We start from the raw sequence: 17,672 nt of genomic DNA, 5'->3' as shown, positions 1-17,672 counted from the left end.
ATCAATGTGAATTATTAGCTAGAAGTGCAGCATAAAAAAGTTTGACTTTTTGTGTCCAAAATATTGACATAAGACCATAATTAACTTATAAAATAATTCATTCACATACGCTCAATAACATATCTAGTAAAGATTCTTTTTATTACTTTACCAATATATTTCTTAAAAATTCTATTTTTATAGGAAACGATATTGTAATATATTGTTCTATTGTTTTTAATAATTAAATAAAAAAATAATTTGATATACTATTATGATAGTGTTTAAATTGCACGGATATGATATTTATGAGTAAAAACAGTACCTTACTTTGTTTAATAAACATATTTTTAGTCCTGTTTAACATTAGATTTGTTTATTATAATATTATTAAAATTAATTTAATTTATAAAATAAAAATATTATAAGTTTAATGTCGATAGTATATATTTTCTATTAATCTATTTTTTAGATTATTTCCATAATAACTCTTTCATTATATGTATGGTTAAAATTATTTATAAATGAAATAGCTCCTACAATTTTTCCTTTTTCATTTACATATACTACGAAATCCTTTGATCTAATCAATATTTTTTCTTTATTACTTAAAGATATTAATTTAAAATCATCATTTTTCGAAATACAATCATTTCCTCTTATAGAAATACTTTCACGTGCTTTCATAATACATATATTTAATAAAGTATTAAATTTTAAATCAGCTTCTTCTTTATCTTCACTATAATAAATATTTTTCTTTTTCTGCAAATCATCTTCAATATAAATTATATAAATTATATGCTTCACTCCTCGCAAATAAAAAATATTTTTATGAATTGTCTAATATTTTTTCATATACCATTTAAATAATCTAATTTATCATTTGTTAATTAAGTTTTATACTTATTCTTATGTTTTAGTTAAACTAACAAATAATTTTAATAATAGTTTAACGTATTTTTTAATATTTACTTATACATAAAAATCTAATCTAAGAATTCTTTTATATTTTTACCAAGCGAGTTTGCTATATTCTCTAGTGTCTTTATTGATGGGCTAGTTCGCATTCTTTCAATATCAGATAAATATGTATTAGATATACCTGCTGATTCAGCTAATTTCTTTTGAGTCATATTTTTACTAACTCTAATATCTCTAATTTTACGTCCAAGCTTCAAAATTTCACCTCCAAATAATATTCTACGTTAAAAAAGTAAAAAATCAAGTTTTTTGGTTTTTTTTACTTTATTAAAGTATCTTTTTATCATTTATTTAATTTTTTAATTTATTATTTGTTATTTATTTAATTTTTTAATTTATTATTTATTATTTATTTAATTTATAAAAAAAAACATTATTATAAATTATTAACTTTTTAAAAGTATTATTTATCATTTATTTACTTTCTTAAACATTTCATTTATAATCTAATATGAAAAATACGTAAATAACGTATTTTAGATGAGGTGTTTTATGAATTTAGGAAAGAAATTGAAACATTTTAGAAAATGTAACGGATTAAGTCTAAAAGAATTATCCACTTTAACAAATTTATCAATATCTTTTTTAAGTGACATTGAACATGATAGAAGTAATCCTTCTATTAGTAATTTAAAAATATTATCAAAAGCATTAAACATACCAATGTATCACTTATTAGAAGATTCAACTTCCCCTACTCCATATGAATCAATTGATTTTTCTGAGCTAATACCTATTTTGCTTGAATTTGAAGATTGGGATAATGAAGATAAAATTGAGCTTTTTTATTACTTAAAAGCAAAAAAATCTATTAGAGATTCAAAAAAATAATCTAAAAATTTAAATACCAAAATAAAAAAATACCTTTTATAATAAAATTTTTATTATAAAAGGTATTTTTTTATTTATGATACGGTTCTCCGTATCGGTGTTAAGTGAGGTTGTAAACTTGCTCATTACTTTTCTCCTTTTCTAATATACTTTTAAAATTATAATTTAATTATGAGCTACATCCCCATATTATTCTATATAGTAATGTTCAAATTCAACATAGTTGCTCCAAAACTTCTTAACCTAAAAGAAGAAGGAGCACCCTTAACTGATACTCCTTCTCAAAACTTACTTTATATCCAATTGCTTGTTATCCCTTACCATCTTGCCCATTACCCTAACATCATAATAACTTTCTCAAGTGAATATCAAGAGTTTTCTAAATTAATCCTTAACAGCTAGTTAATCTTTTAAATATTCTATTAATTCTTCTAATTCATTATCATCTTCATTTAATTTATTAAAGTCTTCTAAATCAGTTTTTATATCTTTTTCTACTTCCCTTTTAACATTTAATTCATTGATAATATATCCCATAGAAAATGTTGCTATTGAATAAAATGCATACGGTAATGATGAATTAATGTAATATGTTATTACCACTAATATACTTTTACTTACCACAATCTTACCTGATGCTACAAGTGATAATATATATACATGTGAATTATATATAGTTAATAATGTATATGCTAATATAATTATTGAAATAACATATAGTACTTTACTTATTAAATTTGCATCTTTAAAATGTTTTACTTTCATACTTAATTATTCCTTCTAAAAACTTATTGTTAATAATATAATTTTTATTAATTAATCTGTGTTAGTTTTTTATTTTTTAGAACAAGTACAACATCTACTTTTTTAGCTAATTCCTTACTATGAGTAACCACTATTACACACTTTCCATGTTTATGTGCACTTGTTTTTAATATTTCTATAATTTCATCAGCTGTATCACTATCTAAATTCCCCGTTGGCTCATCTGCTAATATTACTGGTGAATCTGTAACAAGTGTTCTTGCAATGGCAACACGCTGTTGCTGTCCCCCTGATAGTTGTAATACGTTTCTATTAATTTCATCATCAGCTAACCCTAAATTGTTTAATATTTTCTTATTCACCTTGGGATTAACTATTTTTAAATTTTCTAAAGGTGTCATATAATCAATTAAATTATAATTTTGAAATATTAATGAAATATTGCTTTTTCTATGATTCTCATATCCCTTTACTTTTATATTTTGATTATTATATAATATTTCGCCATTTCTAGGTTCATCTAATCCAGCCAATAGTGATAATAACGTTGATTTTCCTGAACCCGAAGCCCCTAAAATAGCGTAAAGTTTTCCTTCTTCAAATTCCATGCTTATATCATTTAAAACTTTTTTTCCATTTTTATATGAATAATTAACTTTATTTAATGCTAAAATTGACATTTATTTTCCTCCTAGCTCATTTTGGATAATATTTCTTTTGGTTTTAATCTAATTATTGATGCTGATGATGCCATTACTGAAAGTATGATAATAACTGTTCCTATAACATATACATAAATTAATTCTTCAACCTCTACTTTTACATCTATTTCATCTACTGTACGAGTTGCTAAAGAACTATTAACATCATTTCCTAATGAAAATCCTCCAAATCCACTTTGAACGTCTTGAACCGCTTGCTTACCTGCTTGTGCAACTATTGTATTTCCTATATTTTGTGAAATTACCTTACTTGAGAAATATGATCCTCCAAAAGCTAATATACTTATAAGTAATAATTCAATTATATATTGAGAAATAATATTAAACTTTGAAACTCCTATTGAAAGTAATATACCGGTTTCATGAACTCTTCCTTGAATCCAAAATGCTAACACTAATGAAAGTATTATTACTCCAGCTATTATTGCTCCAATTAAAACCATATTTATAATCTTATCTAAAGAATCAAAAGACTTAGATAAAGCTAAAAATGTATCTTCACTTTTTACTATTGTATACTTATTCCAATCAGTAGGAATATCTTTAAATTTTGATGTTACTTTATCTACATCAGTATCTGTATTGAAAGTAGCATTTGTATATTTTACATTTCCATCTGAATATCCATATAAAGTTTTAATAGTATCTACATCAGTAATTAAAAGATTTTCTGGCATTTCTAATTTATGTCCAGCTCTTTCAGTATTTTCACTTTCAAAAATACCTACAATTTCAAGGTCATAATCACTTTTAGATAAAGTTGATGCATTAAAATCTCCAGCACTCTTTGTTGCTTTTATAGTATCTCCAACTTTTAAATTATTTGCTTCTGCTAAATCCTTATGAATTAATACCTTGTTTTTATCAGTAGCAACAATATGTCTACCATCAATCAGCTTTAATGATTTACTTATAAACTTAATATCATATTCTGAACTTTTATGTGCTTCTACAGAAAAAAGTTTTTCATATTTATAATCATCATTATATTGAACTACATTTTTTTCAGGTTTTATATAATTTACATTTTCTAAATCTAAACCAGCTCCTTGAATTGCTGCATCATAATTCTTAACACCTTCTACCTTTGAAACCTTATCAATTAAATTTTCTGGAATTGTTCCTTCAAAATTACCCGCAAAATTAGCTTGTAATTCAAAAGTATTTGCCATATCCTTATTTGAATCTTGTCTTGCTATATTTGCTGCCTTTTTAATTGAAATTCCACTTAAAACTGCCGTTGCTATTCCAAATAATATAAATAACATAATAATACTTTTTATTTTTTTTCTTGTTATATATAATATTGATCTCTTAAATACATTCATATTTATGTCCTCCTTGTTTATTAACTTGAGTACATTCTATCAACCTAATATGAAATATTTATGAAATTTAAAAATTAAGTTTATAAAATTCATTAAGAATCGTATTAATTAAATTATTTTTTATAAAAAAATAAGGATATTATTAATCTAATACCCGTTATTTTTCAACTATTTTATTTTTTATTAAACATGAACAAATTTCAAATATTTAATTAAAATCAACTTCAAAACTCATTCCAGTTAATATTGATTTAAAAGAATAATCTAAATTATACATTTTTAAAATTTGTTGAACTATGTATAATCCTAACCCATTCCCCCCACTACTCTTATTTCTATCAAAATCAACTCTATAAAATGCCTCAAAAATATGTGCTAAATGTTCTTCTGAAATTGGCTTACAATCATTTTCTATAATAAGTTTTTTATCTTTTATATATATTCTTATTTCCTTTCCTTCATCAGTATAATTTACTGCATTAGAAATAATATTAGAAATTGCTTTAGTAAATAATTTTTCATCTACTTTAATATTAAAAGACTCTTTTAAATTCATTTTAATATTAATTTTCTTTGACTTAGCTATTAATTTATATGGTTCTATGTTCTTTTGAACTAAACTACCTAAATCTAATACACTTTCATTTTTATTATTTATTATATTAAGTTTTGAAGTATCTAAAATTTCCTGAACCATTTTACTTAATTCACTAACTATATCCTTACATTTTTCTAAATATATATAATGATTTTTATATTTTCCTATATCATATAGCATATTTTCAATCATTATATACATACTCATTAGTGGTGTCTTAAGCTCATGTGATGCGCTTCTTAAAAAATCCACCTTAATTTTTTCAGATTCACTTACATTTTTTATTTCCTCTTCCAATGATACAATTGTATTTAATAAATTTTCATATAAACTATTTACATTAGCTGCTAATATTCCTATTTCATCTTCAGTTTTTACCTCACAAAAGGCTTCTTTATTTAAATTCTCCATTTTTTTTGTAACATCACAAATTTCTTTTATTGGAGTTGTAATTTTTCTTGCATATATATATGATGCAATAAGTGCTATAAGCAAGCTTATAAAAATAGAATATGGAAGTATTTTTAATATAATATCTCTTGTTTCTGTGAATGATTCTAAATCCATTACTATTTTAGCACTTCCATTTACATCATTACTTTTTTTAAAGTCCCTACTTTTTATTATTGATAAATTATTTATATTAATATATTGACCGAATATTTCTCCATTTTCATCATCAAAACTTTCTATAATATTTTCACCACTTAAATTAGGAATTATTAAAGAGTTTTCTGTAATTTCCTCTTCATTAACATATATATCTACTTTGTGCAAACCTTGAAATACCCTTTTTTCATCTCCTATAGTAAGTAAAACTTGAATATTATATTTTTCAGCAAAATTCTTTGCTATCTTAAATGATTCCTTATTATCAGATTTATTTACTTGTTCAATTAAATCTTCAATAATTTTATCAGCTTCCTTTTGTTTATTATTCACATATACCTTGGGTAATGCTAAATAAATTAAAACATTTGAAATTAAAATTATTACACTTATTATCCCCATGGTAAATATATATGTTTTTGAAAATAGCTTTAACTTATTCATCATTGCTCCTCAAATTTATATCCAATTCCCTTAACTGTTACTATACAATCTAATAACAACTTTTTTCTTATATTTTTAATATATACATCAATAACCCTATCATTTGGTGCTTCTTCAATCCTCCATAAATTATCTAAGATTTGTGCTCTTGTTAAAACCTTTCCCTCATACTTTAATAATAACTCTATTAATTTTATTTCCTTAGGTTTTAAATCAATATTTTCGCCATTCTTTCTTGCTGAATATCCTTCAAAATCAATTTCTATATCTCCATAACACCACTTTTTATTTTCACTAACTTTTACTCCTCTTCTAAGAAGTGCTTCTATTCTTTTATGTAAAACTATTATTGAAAATGGCTTTGTAATATAATCATCTGCCTCTTCATCAAAACTCATAATTTGGGTATAATCATCACTCATTGCTGTTAACATAATTACTGGAACATTGCTTTCTTGTCTAATTTTATTTAAAACAACAAATCCGTTAGCCTTTGGAAGCATTATATCTAAAATTACTAAATCAATTTTATTATTCTTAAATAATTCTATTGCTTGCATTCCATCTTCTGCACTTATAACGCTATATCCAACCTCTGCTAGATATTCACTTACGCCTTCCCTTATTTCTTTTTCATCTTCAACAATTAATATATTAATTTTCATTTATATTTTCCTCCATTTTATATAATATATATCAAAATGAATTTATTTTATAAATACATAATAACATAAAGTTTCAATTATATTATAAATATAAAAGTGCTAATTTCATAAATTAACACTCTTAACATTAAATTAATAATATTATTTATATACCAATTCCACATATAATTTATCACTAAAGTTCTATATATAAAGGCTTACTTAAATGATAATATTCTCAACCCTCTCCTTCTCAAATTCCCTTATTTATTAACCTAATTTCAGTAAAAACCTCACTTACTTATGGTACGGTTCATTTTTCATTATTCTAAAAGCTCTATAAACTTGTTCTAATAACATAACTCTAAACAGTTGATGTGGAAATGTCATTTTAGAAAAACATACTTTATAATTTGCTCTTTTTATAACTGCTTGAGATAATCCTAAGCTGCCTCCTATAACAAAAGTTATGTTAGAGTTACCCATAACCCCTTGAGTCTCAATAAACTTTGAGAACTCCTCTGAGGTCATTTGCTTTGCATTTAAATCCATTGCAACAACAAACATATTATCTTTTATTTTAGATAATATAAGCTGGCCTTCTTTATCTTTAATTTGAAGCTCTTCTTTTTCAGATGCATTATCTGGAGTTTTTTCATCTGGCAATTCAATAATGTCTATTTTGCAATATCGTGTTAATCTCTTTGAATACTCATCTATTGCTTGCTTCAAATACTTTTCTTTTAATTTACCAACTGAAATAACGGTTATATTCATTACTCTTCCTCCTATGTTATATGTCATTAAATTTATTTCTACTACTAATCTATATAATCATTAACTTCAACAATAGCTGTATCTTTGCTTATATAAGTGTTTTTAGGAATGAGAACTCTTAGCATATTATCCTTAAATGAAGCTTTTATATTATTAGAATCAATATTTTCTACATAATAATCCTCTTCTATATCCCCACCTGGTTGAATTACTGCCATTGCTACATTTTTATTGTTAGTATAAAACATATTTCTCTTTATTTTGAGTGTAATATAATTATTTTCATAATCTATATCTATATTTTCTTTATTTACTCCTGGTAAATAACATTCGATTGTATATGCTCTTTTATGCTCTTTAAAGTTCACATTAATCGCAGACATATTCTCTATATTATCTACTAGGTTATCCATAAACTCACTATTAATAACATTATCAATTATATTATCAATCATATTTAAGCCATCTGATATTAAATTAAAAGTTCCTGAAAATACATATGGAAATATATTAAACATATAGCGCCTCCATTATAATAGTTATAACTACTATAATCTATTTATTTTTCTTTTGTTTTGACACTAAAATAGAATTATATATTTATTTTTCCAAATAAAAAGAGCCTTGATTTCAAAGCTCTTTTTTAAATATAATTATTTTCCACAGCACTTTTTATATTTCTTTCCACTTCCGCATGGACAAGCATCGTTTCTACCAACTTTATTTTCATTTCTTACGATAGTTGATTCTCTATATGCCTTTTGAATTTCTTTTCTCTTTTCTGGTGAGAATATTCCATCCCATTGTGGTAATGTATATAAGTATTCAGCCTTAGCTTCTAACATATTGAAGTATAACTTTTCTAAATTTATATCTAATACAATTTCATCACTAGCTTCTAAAGCTTCTAAATCGTATGAATTATTTAAACTATCATTTATTCCATCAACAAATCCCATTGCAAATTCTTCTGATGTTTCATATTTCTTTGCAAAATCAGCAATTGTCATTTTTAAAGTTTCTTTGCTATTAGCTAATAAATCTCTGTATATAGCAGTTTCAACTTTAGTATATTCATTCCAGAATGCTGCTTCCCCTTTTGTCTTAACGTATTCTACGACCATATCTGTCCATTGTTTGTATAAACTCATTTTAATCTCTCCTCTTTCTCTCTTTGTACTTATAAAACTTATATCAAATTCTCTCTTTGTACTTATACAAAATTATACTAAATTTTACGTATATTTTTCAATACATAATAAATTATATCATTTTTACTTCATATTTGCTTTTTTTATCGCAATAGTCACATTTTTTTTCTGTCATTTCATTAATAACGGGAAAAGTTTCTTTTTCATTTATAATTTCATCCATTGCTTCATCAATATGTTCTTCACAAGCATATTTAATTTCCATATTAATCACCTTCTAATCATTAATACTATAAAGTAATAATTTTACTTGGATTGTGTCTATTAGCCATACTTAAAAACACATCTGATCCAATATTAATATTATTATTAGTTAAAATATCTCTAACTGTTAGTTCAGCTAACTCTGGAGTATTATTAGTATTACTTAGATGCCCTAGCATAATACTTTTCCCAAGACCGCTTTTTAGTATCTTAACAATAGCTTCTCCACAATCTTCATTTGATAAGTGTCCATGTACATCTTTTATTCTTTGTTTTAAAGAATAAGGGTATGGTCCAAAATCAAGCATTTGTGGATTATAATTACTTTCAATTAATATTATATCAGATTCTTTTATATTGTCTTCTATTTCTTTAGTAAATGTACCAAAATCAGTTGCTACACTTGCTCTTTTATTACCTAAATTAATAGTATATCCAACTGGTGAAGCTGCATCATGAGGAATGATAAATGATTTTACCTCAATATCCTTTATAGATACAGTAGATCTTCTATCCATTATTTTTATATTGTGTTCTTTTATCTTACCAATATTATTTGTCATTGCAACCCAAGTATCATGTGGAGCATATATAGGAATATCATATTTTCGTGATAAAACCCCTACCCCTTTAATATGGTCTATATGTTCATGAGTTATAAAAATTCCATCAATCTCATTTGGATTTTGCCCTATACATTTTAAAGCTTCATCTATTTTTTTACCTGGTAGACCTGCATCAATTAATATTTTTGCATTATCCGAACCTATAAAAATACTATTTCCACTACTTCCACTATATAATGAGCAAAATTTCATTTGTTTTTCCCCCAAGTTTATCTTAATTCTCTTCTTATATCTGCACCTAATGCTCTAAATTTATCTTCTATATGAGGATATCCTCTATCTATATGCCCTATATCACGTATTTCAGTTTCTCCATGAGCAACTAATCCAGCAATAACCATTGCTGCTCCTGCTCTTAAATCTGTTGCCACAACTTTAGCACCCTTTAAATTTTGAACACCATCTATTATAGCCGTTCTACCTTCTACTTTTATAACAGCGCCCATTTTCTTTAATTCATCAGTATGCTTATGTCTATTTTCCCAAATACTTTCAGCAATTAAGCTTCTTCCATTTGTAATACTTAATAACGTAGACATTGGTTGTTGTACATCTGTTGGGAATCCTGGATATGGAGCTGTTTTAACACTTACTCCTTTTAGTGGTTGATCAACAGTTACTCTTATACTATCATCACCTTCTTCAACGATAGCACCCATTTCCATAAGTTTTGCTGAAATAGACTCTAAATGCTTTGGTATTACATTCTTTATAGTTATATCACCTTTTGTAGCTGCTGCAGCTATCATAAATGTACCTGCTTCAATTTGGTCAGGTATAACACTATAATTGCATCCTACTAATTTCTTAACACCTTTTACTCTTATTACATCAGTACCTGCACCTTTAACATCTGCACCCATAGAATTTAAGAAATTAGCTACATCAACAACATGAGGTTCTTTAGCTACATTTTCTAATATAGTTGTCCCTTCAGCCATTGTTGCGGCAATCATAACATTTATAGTAGCTCCTACAGAAACTACATCAAAGAATATATTTGCTGCATGTAAATTCTCTGCTTCAACATTTACTGCACCATGTTCTATTGTTACCTTTGCTCCTAAAGCTTCAAAACCTTTTATATGTTGGTCTATAGGTCTTGCCCCTATTGGACATCCACCAGGAAGTTCTACTTTTGCTTTTTTGAATCTTGTTAATAATGCACCTATAAAATAGTATGAAGCTCTCATTCTTCTTACATCTTCATTACATGCATCTACAGTTGTAATATCTGTTGCATCAATTTCTAAAGTATTATTATTTACCTTATGTACATTACAACCTAAACTTGATAAAATTCTTTCTAAACAATGTACATCCTCTATATCAGGTATATTATCAATAACACATTTTCCTTCACTAGCTAAGATTGCAGCTGGTAAAATTGCAACTGCAGCATTTTTGGCACCATTTATTTCTACAGATCCCTGCAATGCTTTGCCTCCATTAATAATTAATGTTTCCATCCTATTCACCCTACCTAAATTTATATATATTAATCTATCCTTAAATATAAAATTTATCCAATTTTTTCTTAAATAAGTTATTTGCTTATTTTTACATAGATTTTTAAGTCAACATTATTTATTATAACATAAAGTATATAGGAGTTAATAGGGTTTTTTCTTCCAAAAGCCCTTATTTTTAATACTTTTAGCTATTATCTCGCCTATATACAAATTGTCAATTCTATTTTATTTGTGATATAATTTAATATAACATTGTTATACAAATTTTAACTTGTGAGGTTATAATATGAAATACTATTTAGTTGCATTATTTGATGATGTATCTTATAAAAACTTAAGTCCTGTACAACGGACTCTATCAAAAAAATATAGAGCTAATAGAAATTCACCGATACCATATATACCACTAGAAGTTGTAGAAAATCCTAATATTGATAAACTTAATTCAGTTATGGATAAAATCTTAAAACCATATAAGCATTTCAAAGTTGAATTATCTTCAACAGTAACACTTTGCGAAACAAATAAAACTCTTAATTTAAAAGTTGAAGAAATTGGTTATATTAAAAGATTAAATAGATTAATTAATGAGAACCTTAAATTATATGGATTTAATGTAAAAAATATTAATGATGATATTCACTTAGCCCTTGCTAATATTAATTATATTAATAAAGATAACAAAAAGACTGATTCTGAATTTAAGACAAATTTATCTACACTAAAGGTAAATAGATTAGAATTATGGAAGATTTCAAATAATCGAAGAGAAACCTTAATTCAAACATACCCACTAAAAACTATTTAGTAGCTATAAATTAAAAGAAATATTATATAAAAAGAACATAACTAATAGAAGTTATGTTCTTTTTTGTTTAATGCTGTAAAAAAAAATATAAACTTTATTTTTTTGTATTCGTTTACGACACTTTTCAAGAATTAATAAATTCTGTAAAATATATTATATTGATCCTAGTAAATGAGGAGGACATTTATGAATATTTTATCTATTGTGGAACTGCAAAGAGAGAGAAAAAGGGAGATACTTATCAATCAAGAATTATCTCAATATAAACTTTGGGCTAGAAAACACCTTGAGTTACAAGTAAAGTTAAGCTCACTAGCCGAAGAGACAAAGTGCTATAAATACTGGATAGATGATGGTTTAAATTTAAATAAAGAACTTATATTTGTAAAATATACTGATTTTTTAACTCACATTATCAATTTAGGACTAGATAAACACTATATAGATAGCTACGATATTACACTTAGACCAAATGATTATTGCTTAAGCGATCAATTCTTAAATTTATATATAGACATAAACGATTTAATAATTTCACCTTCTGTTGACCACTTCTTCACTCTTTTAGAAGATGTTTTAAGCCTTGGAATTACATTAGGCTACTCAGAAGAAGAAATTTTTAACTCATTCGTATATTAATTAAAGCCCTAGTGGCTTTTTTTTTTATAAAATTAATTGATTTATATGTATTAACAAAAAGGATATAAATTTTATACTATAGTAATGTGAATAATTTTAGGAGTTTTTTATGTTCTCTTTAAGTAAAAAACTTGATACTAATCTAAGGGATATCCTAAATAACAATGACATAGAGTATTATCGTGTTTTAATAAAATATAAGACATTACAAGATTCTATCTCAAAAAAAATATCCTCATATAAAGGCCAAATCATTAGAAAAATTGAATCTTGCAATATTATATGTGCTAAGCTTAATTCAAAATCAATCTATAGATTAATAGAGTATCCTGAAATAGAGTTTATTTGTCTAGATGAGTATTTTTCACTTTGTGGAATGAGTATCCCTACTGCCAATAAAATTAGAATTTCAAACAAATTGAACATCTCTGGAAAAGGCATTGGTGTAGGAGTTATTGACTCTGGCGTTTATCCACATCGTGATTTAACTTATCCTTCTAATAGAATAATAACTTTCATTGATTTGATAAATGGATTGCCTTATCCATATGATGATAATGGACATGGTACATGTACTTGTGGAATAATTGGTGGGAATGGTGAATCTTCTAATAAAATTTATTGTGGTCTAGCAAAGGAAGCCACTATTCACTGTTATAAAGCTTTTAATAAACTAGGACGGGGGTACGCTTCTGATGTCTTATTTGCTATCGAAGATCTTATTTCTATTAGTAAAGATTTTAATATAAAAGTTTTATGCCTTCCTTTTGAATCTCTTAACTATAATAAGTTTATTTATATAGCTTTTGATACCTTATTAAAGAAGGCAATCTCAAACTCCTTAATTCCAATCTTACCTAGTGGTAGTAATGAAAATGTTGATAGTTCTATAATAGGTCTTGCTTTAAGTAAAAATTGTATTACTGTATCTGGAATAAATACTGTATCTAAGCCTGAAAGCTATTCTTATTCATCTTGTGGTCCTACGAAAAAACCAAGAAAACCAGATTTTTGTGCTGCTTGTGTTGATGTAGTTTCTTTAAACTGTAATACTTCTTATATTTCATTTAAAGGTAACTCTAAAGTATTTGTTCCTAAGCTTGCTACTTCTTATAAAAGTTTTACTGGAACGTCTGTAGCCGCTGCATACGTAGCTGGTGTTTGTGCACTATTATTTGAGTATAATAAAGATCTATCATTTGATGATGTTGTCGCATTATTAAAAGTTGCTTCAACACCACTAGATATTCCAAAAAATCAACAAGGTAACGGAGTTATTAATATTAATAAAATAATAAACAATGAAAAACACCCTTAAGGTGTTTTTTTATTGTTTATTCTATATATGGTTCTGGATTTACGGGCTCTCCATTAACTCTTAACTCAAAATGCAGATGCGGTCCTGTACTATATCCAGTGCTACCTATAGCCCCTATTATATCCCCCTTTTTTACTATATCTCCTTCTGATACATATATTTCACTTAAATGAGCATAATAAGTTTCCATATTCCCTTCATGCTCAATTATTATTAAATTTCCATAACCACCATCATTATATCCAGCACTTTTTATTTCACCATCAAAAGCTGCTATAACATCCTCACCCATATCTTTTGCTATATCTATTCCCTTATGATAAGAATTTACTCTTTCTTCTCCAAATATTGATGTCATATATCCACCTGAAGTTGGTCTATATAAAAATGATACTCCATCATAATATGGATTTTTAGTTCCTTTTTTTATAACTGTATCAACAGGCGATTTGATTAATCTCTCTCTAACAACTTTTTCATTACTTTTTACCAAGCCATCATATGTAATTTCTTTATATAATAAACATTCTCCTTTTTCTCCTTTAATTGCTTCATTTTGCCCTATATATAAACTATCATCTTGTTTTATAACTACATCTTCATCAACTTCTTCTCTTTCTACAACATTAACCTTTATTTGCAAGTCTAATAAATTTTCATTAATTAATGTTGCCTCATATATTTCCCTGGCAATTTCTTTATTTTGTTTTAAATCTATTATATTTAAGCTACAAGGTAAATCTTCTATTTCTCCTAAAATGTTTATTTCACTAATATTTTCTATATTAAAGCCTAACTCTTTAATATAGTTTAAACATATATCTTTTATGATTAAATATTTTAAATCTATAGATTTATTATCTAATAATAATCTATCTATTGAACTTACTTCATATCCATTAATTTTAATATTTAATTTATTACTTGCGATTTCCTTAAATACGTCTGCTGTACTTTCTTCTACACTTTCTTCATTTTCTTTTATTTCACTAAACACTAATTGACTATTTCCCATATTGCAAAAAATATTTTTTTTACATTTATAGATATTAAATGATATAAACATGATAAATATAAGTATTAGAGCTATTGATTTTAATATAATCTGCACCCCTTCACTTATATTATTCTGTTCATTTGACTCCATGATTTTACTTCCTCCTTATTGGCTATTTAAAAAGCACATCACTTACTTTTCCCTTTTTTAAAATTTATTATTCACTTTATTATTTAATTGTTATGTTGAGGGTTCATAATCCCTTTGTTATAATTAGCTTTAGATAATATTGATTTAAAATCTTACTTCTAAGAAAGGTCGCGAAATTATGAGCACTTTTATGCTAAAAAATAAAGCATTAAACTTTACTCCTGTTAGTAATATATTTATAGAAAATTATATGCCTAAAGCGCGTGGAGAATTTGTTAAAGTTTATCTATTAATGCTTAAATATAATACTTCTGGAGAAATGGGTGCTAGTTCTGGAGTTCTAGCATCATCTTTAAACCTACTTGAATCTGATATATTAAATGCACTAAATTATTGGAATGATGAAGGTGTAATTAAACTTATACCATTAGATAAAATGGGTAACTTCAGTGTTGAATTTGTAGATTTAGTAGAATACTCCGAAAATAAAAATAAGGAAGTTAACTTACTAGAAGCTTTAAACAAAACATCAACTAAAGATATGCTTAATGATATTGAAAAACTTTTAGGGAGACCTCTATCCCCTAAAGAAATGACAACATATTTAGGTTGGCAAGATGAATTTAATTTTTCGTCAGAACTCATACTTATATTATTAGAATATTGTGTTTCTAAGGGCAAAAGTGACTATAGATATATTGAAAAAGTTGCAATTGCATGGCATAATATGAAAATTCAAACTATAGAAGATGCTCAAAATTATATAAAGAAAACTGAAGATAAATGGATTAAAATTCGCCATATATTAAATTACTTGGGAATTAAAAATCCTGAATTAATGAAACCACAAGAAGAAATGCTAGAAAAGTGGATAGTTGATTATGCTTTTCCTCTTGAGGTAATAGAAAAAGCTTGTAATATTTGTTTCCAAAGATTAAATAGAGCAGATTTCAAATATATTGATGGTATTTTATCAAGTTGGAATAAAAGTAACCTAAAAACTATATCTGCTATTGAAGAAAAAGAAGCCAATTATAAAAATACCCAAGCTAAGAGAAACTTTACCTCACCTAAACCTCAAGAAGTAAATGCACTTAAATTTAATAATTTTGAAGCTCGTGAATATGATTATGACTCCTTAGAAAAGAAATTGTTAGGATGGGATAAAGATGATTAAAGGATACCAAGCAGAACTAATGGATATTTATGAAAAAATCCGTACAGAAGAAAACCGCAACTTAAAAAAGAGACGTGAAGAAATAAAAGAAAAATTTCCTGAGATAATTGATGTAGATATTTCTATACAAAAACTTTGTTTAAACCTTTCTATGGCTGCCTTAAAGGGTATTAATGATCCTAAAGAGCTTGATGCCTTAAAAGATGAAATAACAGATCTTAGAGCACAAAAATACGAGATGCTAGTAGCTAGAGGATATTCACCTGATTATTTAAATTTACATTATCATTGTCAAAAGTGTAAAGATACAGGTTTCATTGGTACTGAAAAATGCTCTTGTTTTAAAACTAGATTAATAAAATTGTATTATAAAGATTCTGAATTAGAGGAAGCTGTAAAAAGAAATAATTTTAGAACTTTTAATATTAATTTATATCCAAATCATAAACTAAACGATGAAAAATATACACCTAGAAAAAATATAGAATCTATTTTAGAATTTGTAACTGGTGAATATTTACCTAACTTTAAAAATATTAATACCAATCTTTTATTTTATGGTAATTCAGGTACAGGTAAAACTTTTCTATCTTGGTGTATAGCTAAAGAATTATTAGATAGAGGGCATTTAGTTGTATATAAAACTGCTGATGAGTTATTAAGAGCTTTAAAAGATGTTAAATTCAATAATGATACAGACTTAGAAAATTTACTTGTAAATTGTGATTTATTAATTATAGACGATTTAGGTTCCGAACAAATAACTGATTTTTCATCATCTGAGCTATTTACATTAATTAATAAAAAAATATTAAAAAATAAAAAGATGATTATTTCAACAAATTTAAGTTTACCTCTTATTTCAAAAAGATATAGCGAAAGAATTTCTTCAAGAATAATTGGTGAATTTAAATTATTTAAATTTATTGCAGAAGATATACGAATTCAACTTAACTTAAAAAGACAACAATAAAATATTTAACCGAAAATTTAATTACAATTTATAAATATATGAATGAAATAATCACTTGAGATATATAGTTTATTATTTTAACTATTTTATATTTCAAGTGATTATTTCTATTTATTAAATATCTTCAATTTTTTTATAAAACAAAAAAACTCCACTTTTGTGGAGTTTTTGGAGCTTCATGTCGGAGTCGAACCAACAACCTGCTGATTACAAGTCAGCTGCTCTGCCATTGAGCCAATGAAGCATATAATTTAAAGTGGCGACTCAGAAGGGGCTCGAACCCTCGACCTCCGGCGTGACAGGCCGGCACTCTAACCAACTGAGCTACTGAGCCGTATGATGGTGGAAACAACAGGGATCGAACCTGTGACCCTCTGCTTGTAAGGCAGATGCTCTCCCAGCTGAGCTATGCTTCC

General features: G+C 26.0%; 20 protein-coding genes and 3 tRNA genes. 6 read left to right on the top strand and 17 right to left on the bottom strand.

The genetic code is table 11. The features are described 5' to 3' along the window. Positions 1-447 precede the first annotated feature (447 nt). Both LPC13_RS15295 and LPC13_RS15290 read right to left on the bottom strand, forming a co-directional pair. Complete coding sequence (locus tag LPC13_RS15295; protein ID WP_005212009.1) at positions 448-789, bottom strand: hypothetical protein; 342 nt, start codon at positions 787-789, stop codon at positions 448-450. 179 nt (positions 790-968) lie between these two features. Further along, on the bottom strand, positions 969-1,160 hold the full coding sequence (locus tag LPC13_RS15290) for a helix-turn-helix domain-containing protein (RefSeq protein WP_005212007.1): 192 nt from the start codon (positions 1,158-1,160) through the stop codon (positions 969-971). A 295-nt stretch (positions 1,161-1,455) separates the two neighbouring features. Here LPC13_RS15290 and LPC13_RS15285 point away from each other — a divergent pair, with 295 nt between their 5' ends. Then, positions 1,456-1,794, top strand: a complete 339-nt coding sequence (locus LPC13_RS15285) for a helix-turn-helix domain-containing protein (RefSeq protein WP_005212005.1) — start codon at positions 1,456-1,458, stop codon at positions 1,792-1,794. Between the two features lie 402 nt (positions 1,795-2,196). Here LPC13_RS15285 and LPC13_RS15280 read toward each other — a convergent pair whose 3' ends face one another. The 11 genes from LPC13_RS15280 to LPC13_RS15230 all read right to left on the bottom strand — a co-directional run bounded on the left by LPC13_RS15280 (position 2,197) and on the right by LPC13_RS15230 (position 11,191). Further along, positions 2,197-2,559, bottom strand: a complete 363-nt coding sequence (locus LPC13_RS15280) for a hypothetical protein (RefSeq protein ID WP_005212003.1) — start codon at positions 2,557-2,559, stop codon at positions 2,197-2,199. A gap of 47 nt (positions 2,560-2,606) precedes the next feature. Next, positions 2,607-3,239 (bottom strand): ABC transporter ATP-binding protein, encoded by a 633-nt coding sequence (locus LPC13_RS15275; RefSeq protein WP_005212002.1) that lies wholly within the window; start codon positions 3,237-3,239, stop codon positions 2,607-2,609. A gap of 11 nt (positions 3,240-3,250) precedes the next feature. Next, on the bottom strand, positions 3,251-4,609 hold the full coding sequence (locus LPC13_RS15270) for an ABC transporter permease family protein (protein ID WP_005211998.1): 1,359 nt from the start codon (positions 4,607-4,609) through the stop codon (positions 3,251-3,253). A 208-nt stretch (positions 4,610-4,817) separates the two neighbouring features. Beyond that, complete coding sequence (locus tag LPC13_RS15265) at positions 4,818-6,260, bottom strand: sensor histidine kinase (protein ID WP_008676060.1); 1,443 nt, start codon at positions 6,258-6,260, stop codon at positions 4,818-4,820. Further along, complete coding sequence (locus LPC13_RS15260; RefSeq protein ID WP_005211993.1) at positions 6,260-6,925, bottom strand: response regulator transcription factor; 666 nt, start codon at positions 6,923-6,925, stop codon at positions 6,260-6,262. Before LPC13_RS15260 ends, LPC13_RS15265 begins: the two co-directional genes overlap by 1 nt. 276 nt (positions 6,926-7,201) lie before the next feature. Then, positions 7,202-7,681, bottom strand: a complete 480-nt coding sequence (gene rlmH, locus LPC13_RS15255) for a 23S rRNA (pseudouridine(1915)-N(3))-methyltransferase RlmH (RefSeq protein ID WP_195245239.1) — start codon at positions 7,679-7,681, stop codon at positions 7,202-7,204. Positions 7,682-7,725: 44 nt separating this feature from the next. Next, positions 7,726-8,199 (bottom strand): Hsp20 family protein, encoded by a 474-nt coding sequence (locus LPC13_RS15250; RefSeq protein WP_005211985.1) that lies wholly within the window; start codon positions 8,197-8,199, stop codon positions 7,726-7,728. A 135-nt stretch (positions 8,200-8,334) separates the two neighbouring features. Beyond that, on the bottom strand, positions 8,335-8,832 hold the full coding sequence (locus tag LPC13_RS15245) for an SEC-C metal-binding domain-containing protein (protein ID WP_005211983.1): 498 nt from the start codon (positions 8,830-8,832) through the stop codon (positions 8,335-8,337). Positions 8,833-8,944: 112 nt separating this feature from the next. Beyond that, positions 8,945-9,097, bottom strand: a complete 153-nt coding sequence (locus tag LPC13_RS15240; protein WP_005211978.1) for a CxxH/CxxC protein — start codon at positions 9,095-9,097, stop codon at positions 8,945-8,947. A gap of 25 nt (positions 9,098-9,122) precedes the next feature. Beyond that, positions 9,123-9,914: an MBL fold metallo-hydrolase gene (locus tag LPC13_RS15235; RefSeq protein ID WP_040418954.1), complete on the bottom strand. Its 792-nt coding sequence runs from the start codon at positions 9,912-9,914 to the stop codon at positions 9,123-9,125. Between the two features lie 17 nt (positions 9,915-9,931). Next, positions 9,932-11,191, bottom strand: coding sequence for a UDP-N-acetylglucosamine 1-carboxyvinyltransferase (locus LPC13_RS15230; protein ID WP_005211975.1), 1,260 nt, complete (start codon positions 11,189-11,191; stop codon positions 9,932-9,934). 289 nt (positions 11,192-11,480) lie between these two features. Here LPC13_RS15230 and LPC13_RS15225 point away from each other — a divergent pair, with 289 nt between their 5' ends. From LPC13_RS15225 to LPC13_RS15215, 3 genes are all read left to right on the top strand, one after another. Continuing rightward, entirely contained in the window at positions 11,481-12,002 is a 522-nt protein-coding gene (locus LPC13_RS15225; protein WP_234088978.1) for a hypothetical protein, read from the top strand. Positions 12,003-12,188: 186 nt separating this feature from the next. Next, positions 12,189-12,641, top strand: coding sequence for a dUTP diphosphatase (locus tag LPC13_RS15220; RefSeq protein WP_005211973.1), 453 nt, complete (start codon positions 12,189-12,191; stop codon positions 12,639-12,641). Positions 12,642-12,750: 109 nt separating this feature from the next. Then, on the top strand, positions 12,751-13,959 hold the full coding sequence (locus tag LPC13_RS15215; RefSeq protein WP_005211972.1) for a S8 family peptidase: 1,209 nt from the start codon (positions 12,751-12,753) through the stop codon (positions 13,957-13,959). Between the two features lie 16 nt (positions 13,960-13,975). Here the strand turns inward: LPC13_RS15215 and LPC13_RS17125 are convergent, their stop codons facing one another. Beyond that, positions 13,976-15,106 carry a peptidoglycan DD-metalloendopeptidase family protein gene (locus LPC13_RS17125; RefSeq protein WP_320414761.1) on the bottom strand — a complete coding sequence of 377 codons (1,131 nt, stop codon included), beginning with the start codon at positions 15,104-15,106 and terminating at the stop codon, positions 13,976-13,978. A 178-nt stretch (positions 15,107-15,284) separates the two neighbouring features. Between LPC13_RS17125 and LPC13_RS15200 the strand changes: the two genes are divergently transcribed. After that, entirely contained in the window at positions 15,285-16,283 is a 999-nt protein-coding gene (locus tag LPC13_RS15200; RefSeq protein ID WP_040418950.1) for a DnaD domain protein, read from the top strand. Beyond that, positions 16,276-17,256 (top strand): ATP-binding protein, encoded by a 981-nt coding sequence (locus LPC13_RS15195; RefSeq protein ID WP_195245235.1) that lies wholly within the window; start codon positions 16,276-16,278, stop codon positions 17,254-17,256. Before LPC13_RS15200 ends, LPC13_RS15195 begins: the two co-directional genes overlap by 8 nt. 169 nt (positions 17,257-17,425) lie before the next feature. Here LPC13_RS15195 and LPC13_RS15190 read toward each other — a convergent pair. The 3 genes from LPC13_RS15190 to LPC13_RS15180 all read right to left on the bottom strand — a co-directional run bounded on the left by LPC13_RS15190 (position 17,426) and on the right by LPC13_RS15180 (position 17,672). Continuing rightward, positions 17,426-17,500 (bottom strand) — tRNA-Thr (locus LPC13_RS15190). Positions 17,501-17,513: 13 nt separating this feature from the next. Beyond that, positions 17,514-17,590 (bottom strand) — tRNA-Asp (locus LPC13_RS15185). A gap of 6 nt (positions 17,591-17,596) precedes the next feature. Continuing rightward, a tRNA-Val gene (locus LPC13_RS15180) sits at positions 17,597-17,672 on the bottom strand.

This window comes from Clostridium celatum (assembly GCF_021412605.1).
Taxonomy (GTDB): domain Bacteria; phylum Bacillota; class Clostridia; order Clostridiales; family Clostridiaceae; genus Clostridium; species Clostridium celatum.
The sequence above is the reverse complement of the archived record's forward strand: the minus strand, read 5'-3'. Positions and strand labels throughout refer to the sequence as shown.

Bases quoted from the DNA above. Each gene is read 5' to 3' on its own strand.
- LPC13_RS17125 (WP_320414761.1), bottom strand. From the start codon at position 15,106: ATGGAGTCAAATGAACAGAATAATATAAGTGAAGGGGTGCAGATTATA.
- LPC13_RS15265 (WP_008676060.1), bottom strand. From the start codon at position 6,260: ATGAATAAGTTAAAGCTATTTTCAAAAACATATATATTTACCATGGGG.
- LPC13_RS15260 (WP_005211993.1), bottom strand. From the start codon at position 6,925: ATGAAAATTAATATATTAATTGTTGAAGATGAAAAAGAAATAAGGGAA.
- LPC13_RS15195 (WP_195245235.1), top strand. From the start codon at position 16,276: ATGATTAAAGGATACCAAGCAGAACTAATGGATATTTATGAAAAAATC.
- LPC13_RS15270 (WP_005211998.1), bottom strand. From the start codon at position 4,609: ATGAATGTATTTAAGAGATCAATATTATATATAACAAGAAAAAAAATA.
- LPC13_RS15215 (WP_005211972.1), top strand. From the start codon at position 12,751: ATGTTCTCTTTAAGTAAAAAACTTGATACTAATCTAAGGGATATCCTA.
- LPC13_RS15200 (WP_040418950.1), top strand. From the start codon at position 15,285: ATGAGCACTTTTATGCTAAAAAATAAAGCATTAAACTTTACTCCTGTT.
- LPC13_RS15235 (WP_040418954.1), bottom strand. From the start codon at position 9,914: ATGAAATTTTGCTCATTATATAGTGGAAGTAGTGGAAATAGTATTTTT.
- LPC13_RS15230 (WP_005211975.1), bottom strand. From the start codon at position 11,191: ATGGAAACATTAATTATTAATGGAGGCAAAGCATTGCAGGGATCTGTA.
- LPC13_RS15245 (WP_005211983.1), bottom strand. From the start codon at position 8,832: ATGAGTTTATACAAACAATGGACAGATATGGTCGTAGAATACGTTAAG.
- LPC13_RS15285 (WP_005212005.1), top strand. From the start codon at position 1,456: ATGAATTTAGGAAAGAAATTGAAACATTTTAGAAAATGTAACGGATTA.
- LPC13_RS15280 (WP_005212003.1), bottom strand. From the start codon at position 2,559: ATGAAAGTAAAACATTTTAAAGATGCAAATTTAATAAGTAAAGTACTA.
- LPC13_RS15275 (WP_005212002.1), bottom strand. From the start codon at position 3,239: ATGTCAATTTTAGCATTAAATAAAGTTAATTATTCATATAAAAATGGA.
- LPC13_RS15240 (WP_005211978.1), bottom strand. From the start codon at position 9,097: ATGGAAATTAAATATGCTTGTGAAGAACATATTGATGAAGCAATGGAT.
- LPC13_RS15220 (WP_005211973.1), top strand. From the start codon at position 12,189: ATGAATATTTTATCTATTGTGGAACTGCAAAGAGAGAGAAAAAGGGAG.
- LPC13_RS15225 (WP_234088978.1), top strand. From the start codon at position 11,481: ATGAAATACTATTTAGTTGCATTATTTGATGATGTATCTTATAAAAAC.
- LPC13_RS15250 (WP_005211985.1), bottom strand. From the start codon at position 8,199: ATGTTTAATATATTTCCATATGTATTTTCAGGAACTTTTAATTTAATA.
- rlmH (WP_195245239.1), bottom strand. From the start codon at position 7,681: ATGAATATAACCGTTATTTCAGTTGGTAAATTAAAAGAAAAGTATTTG.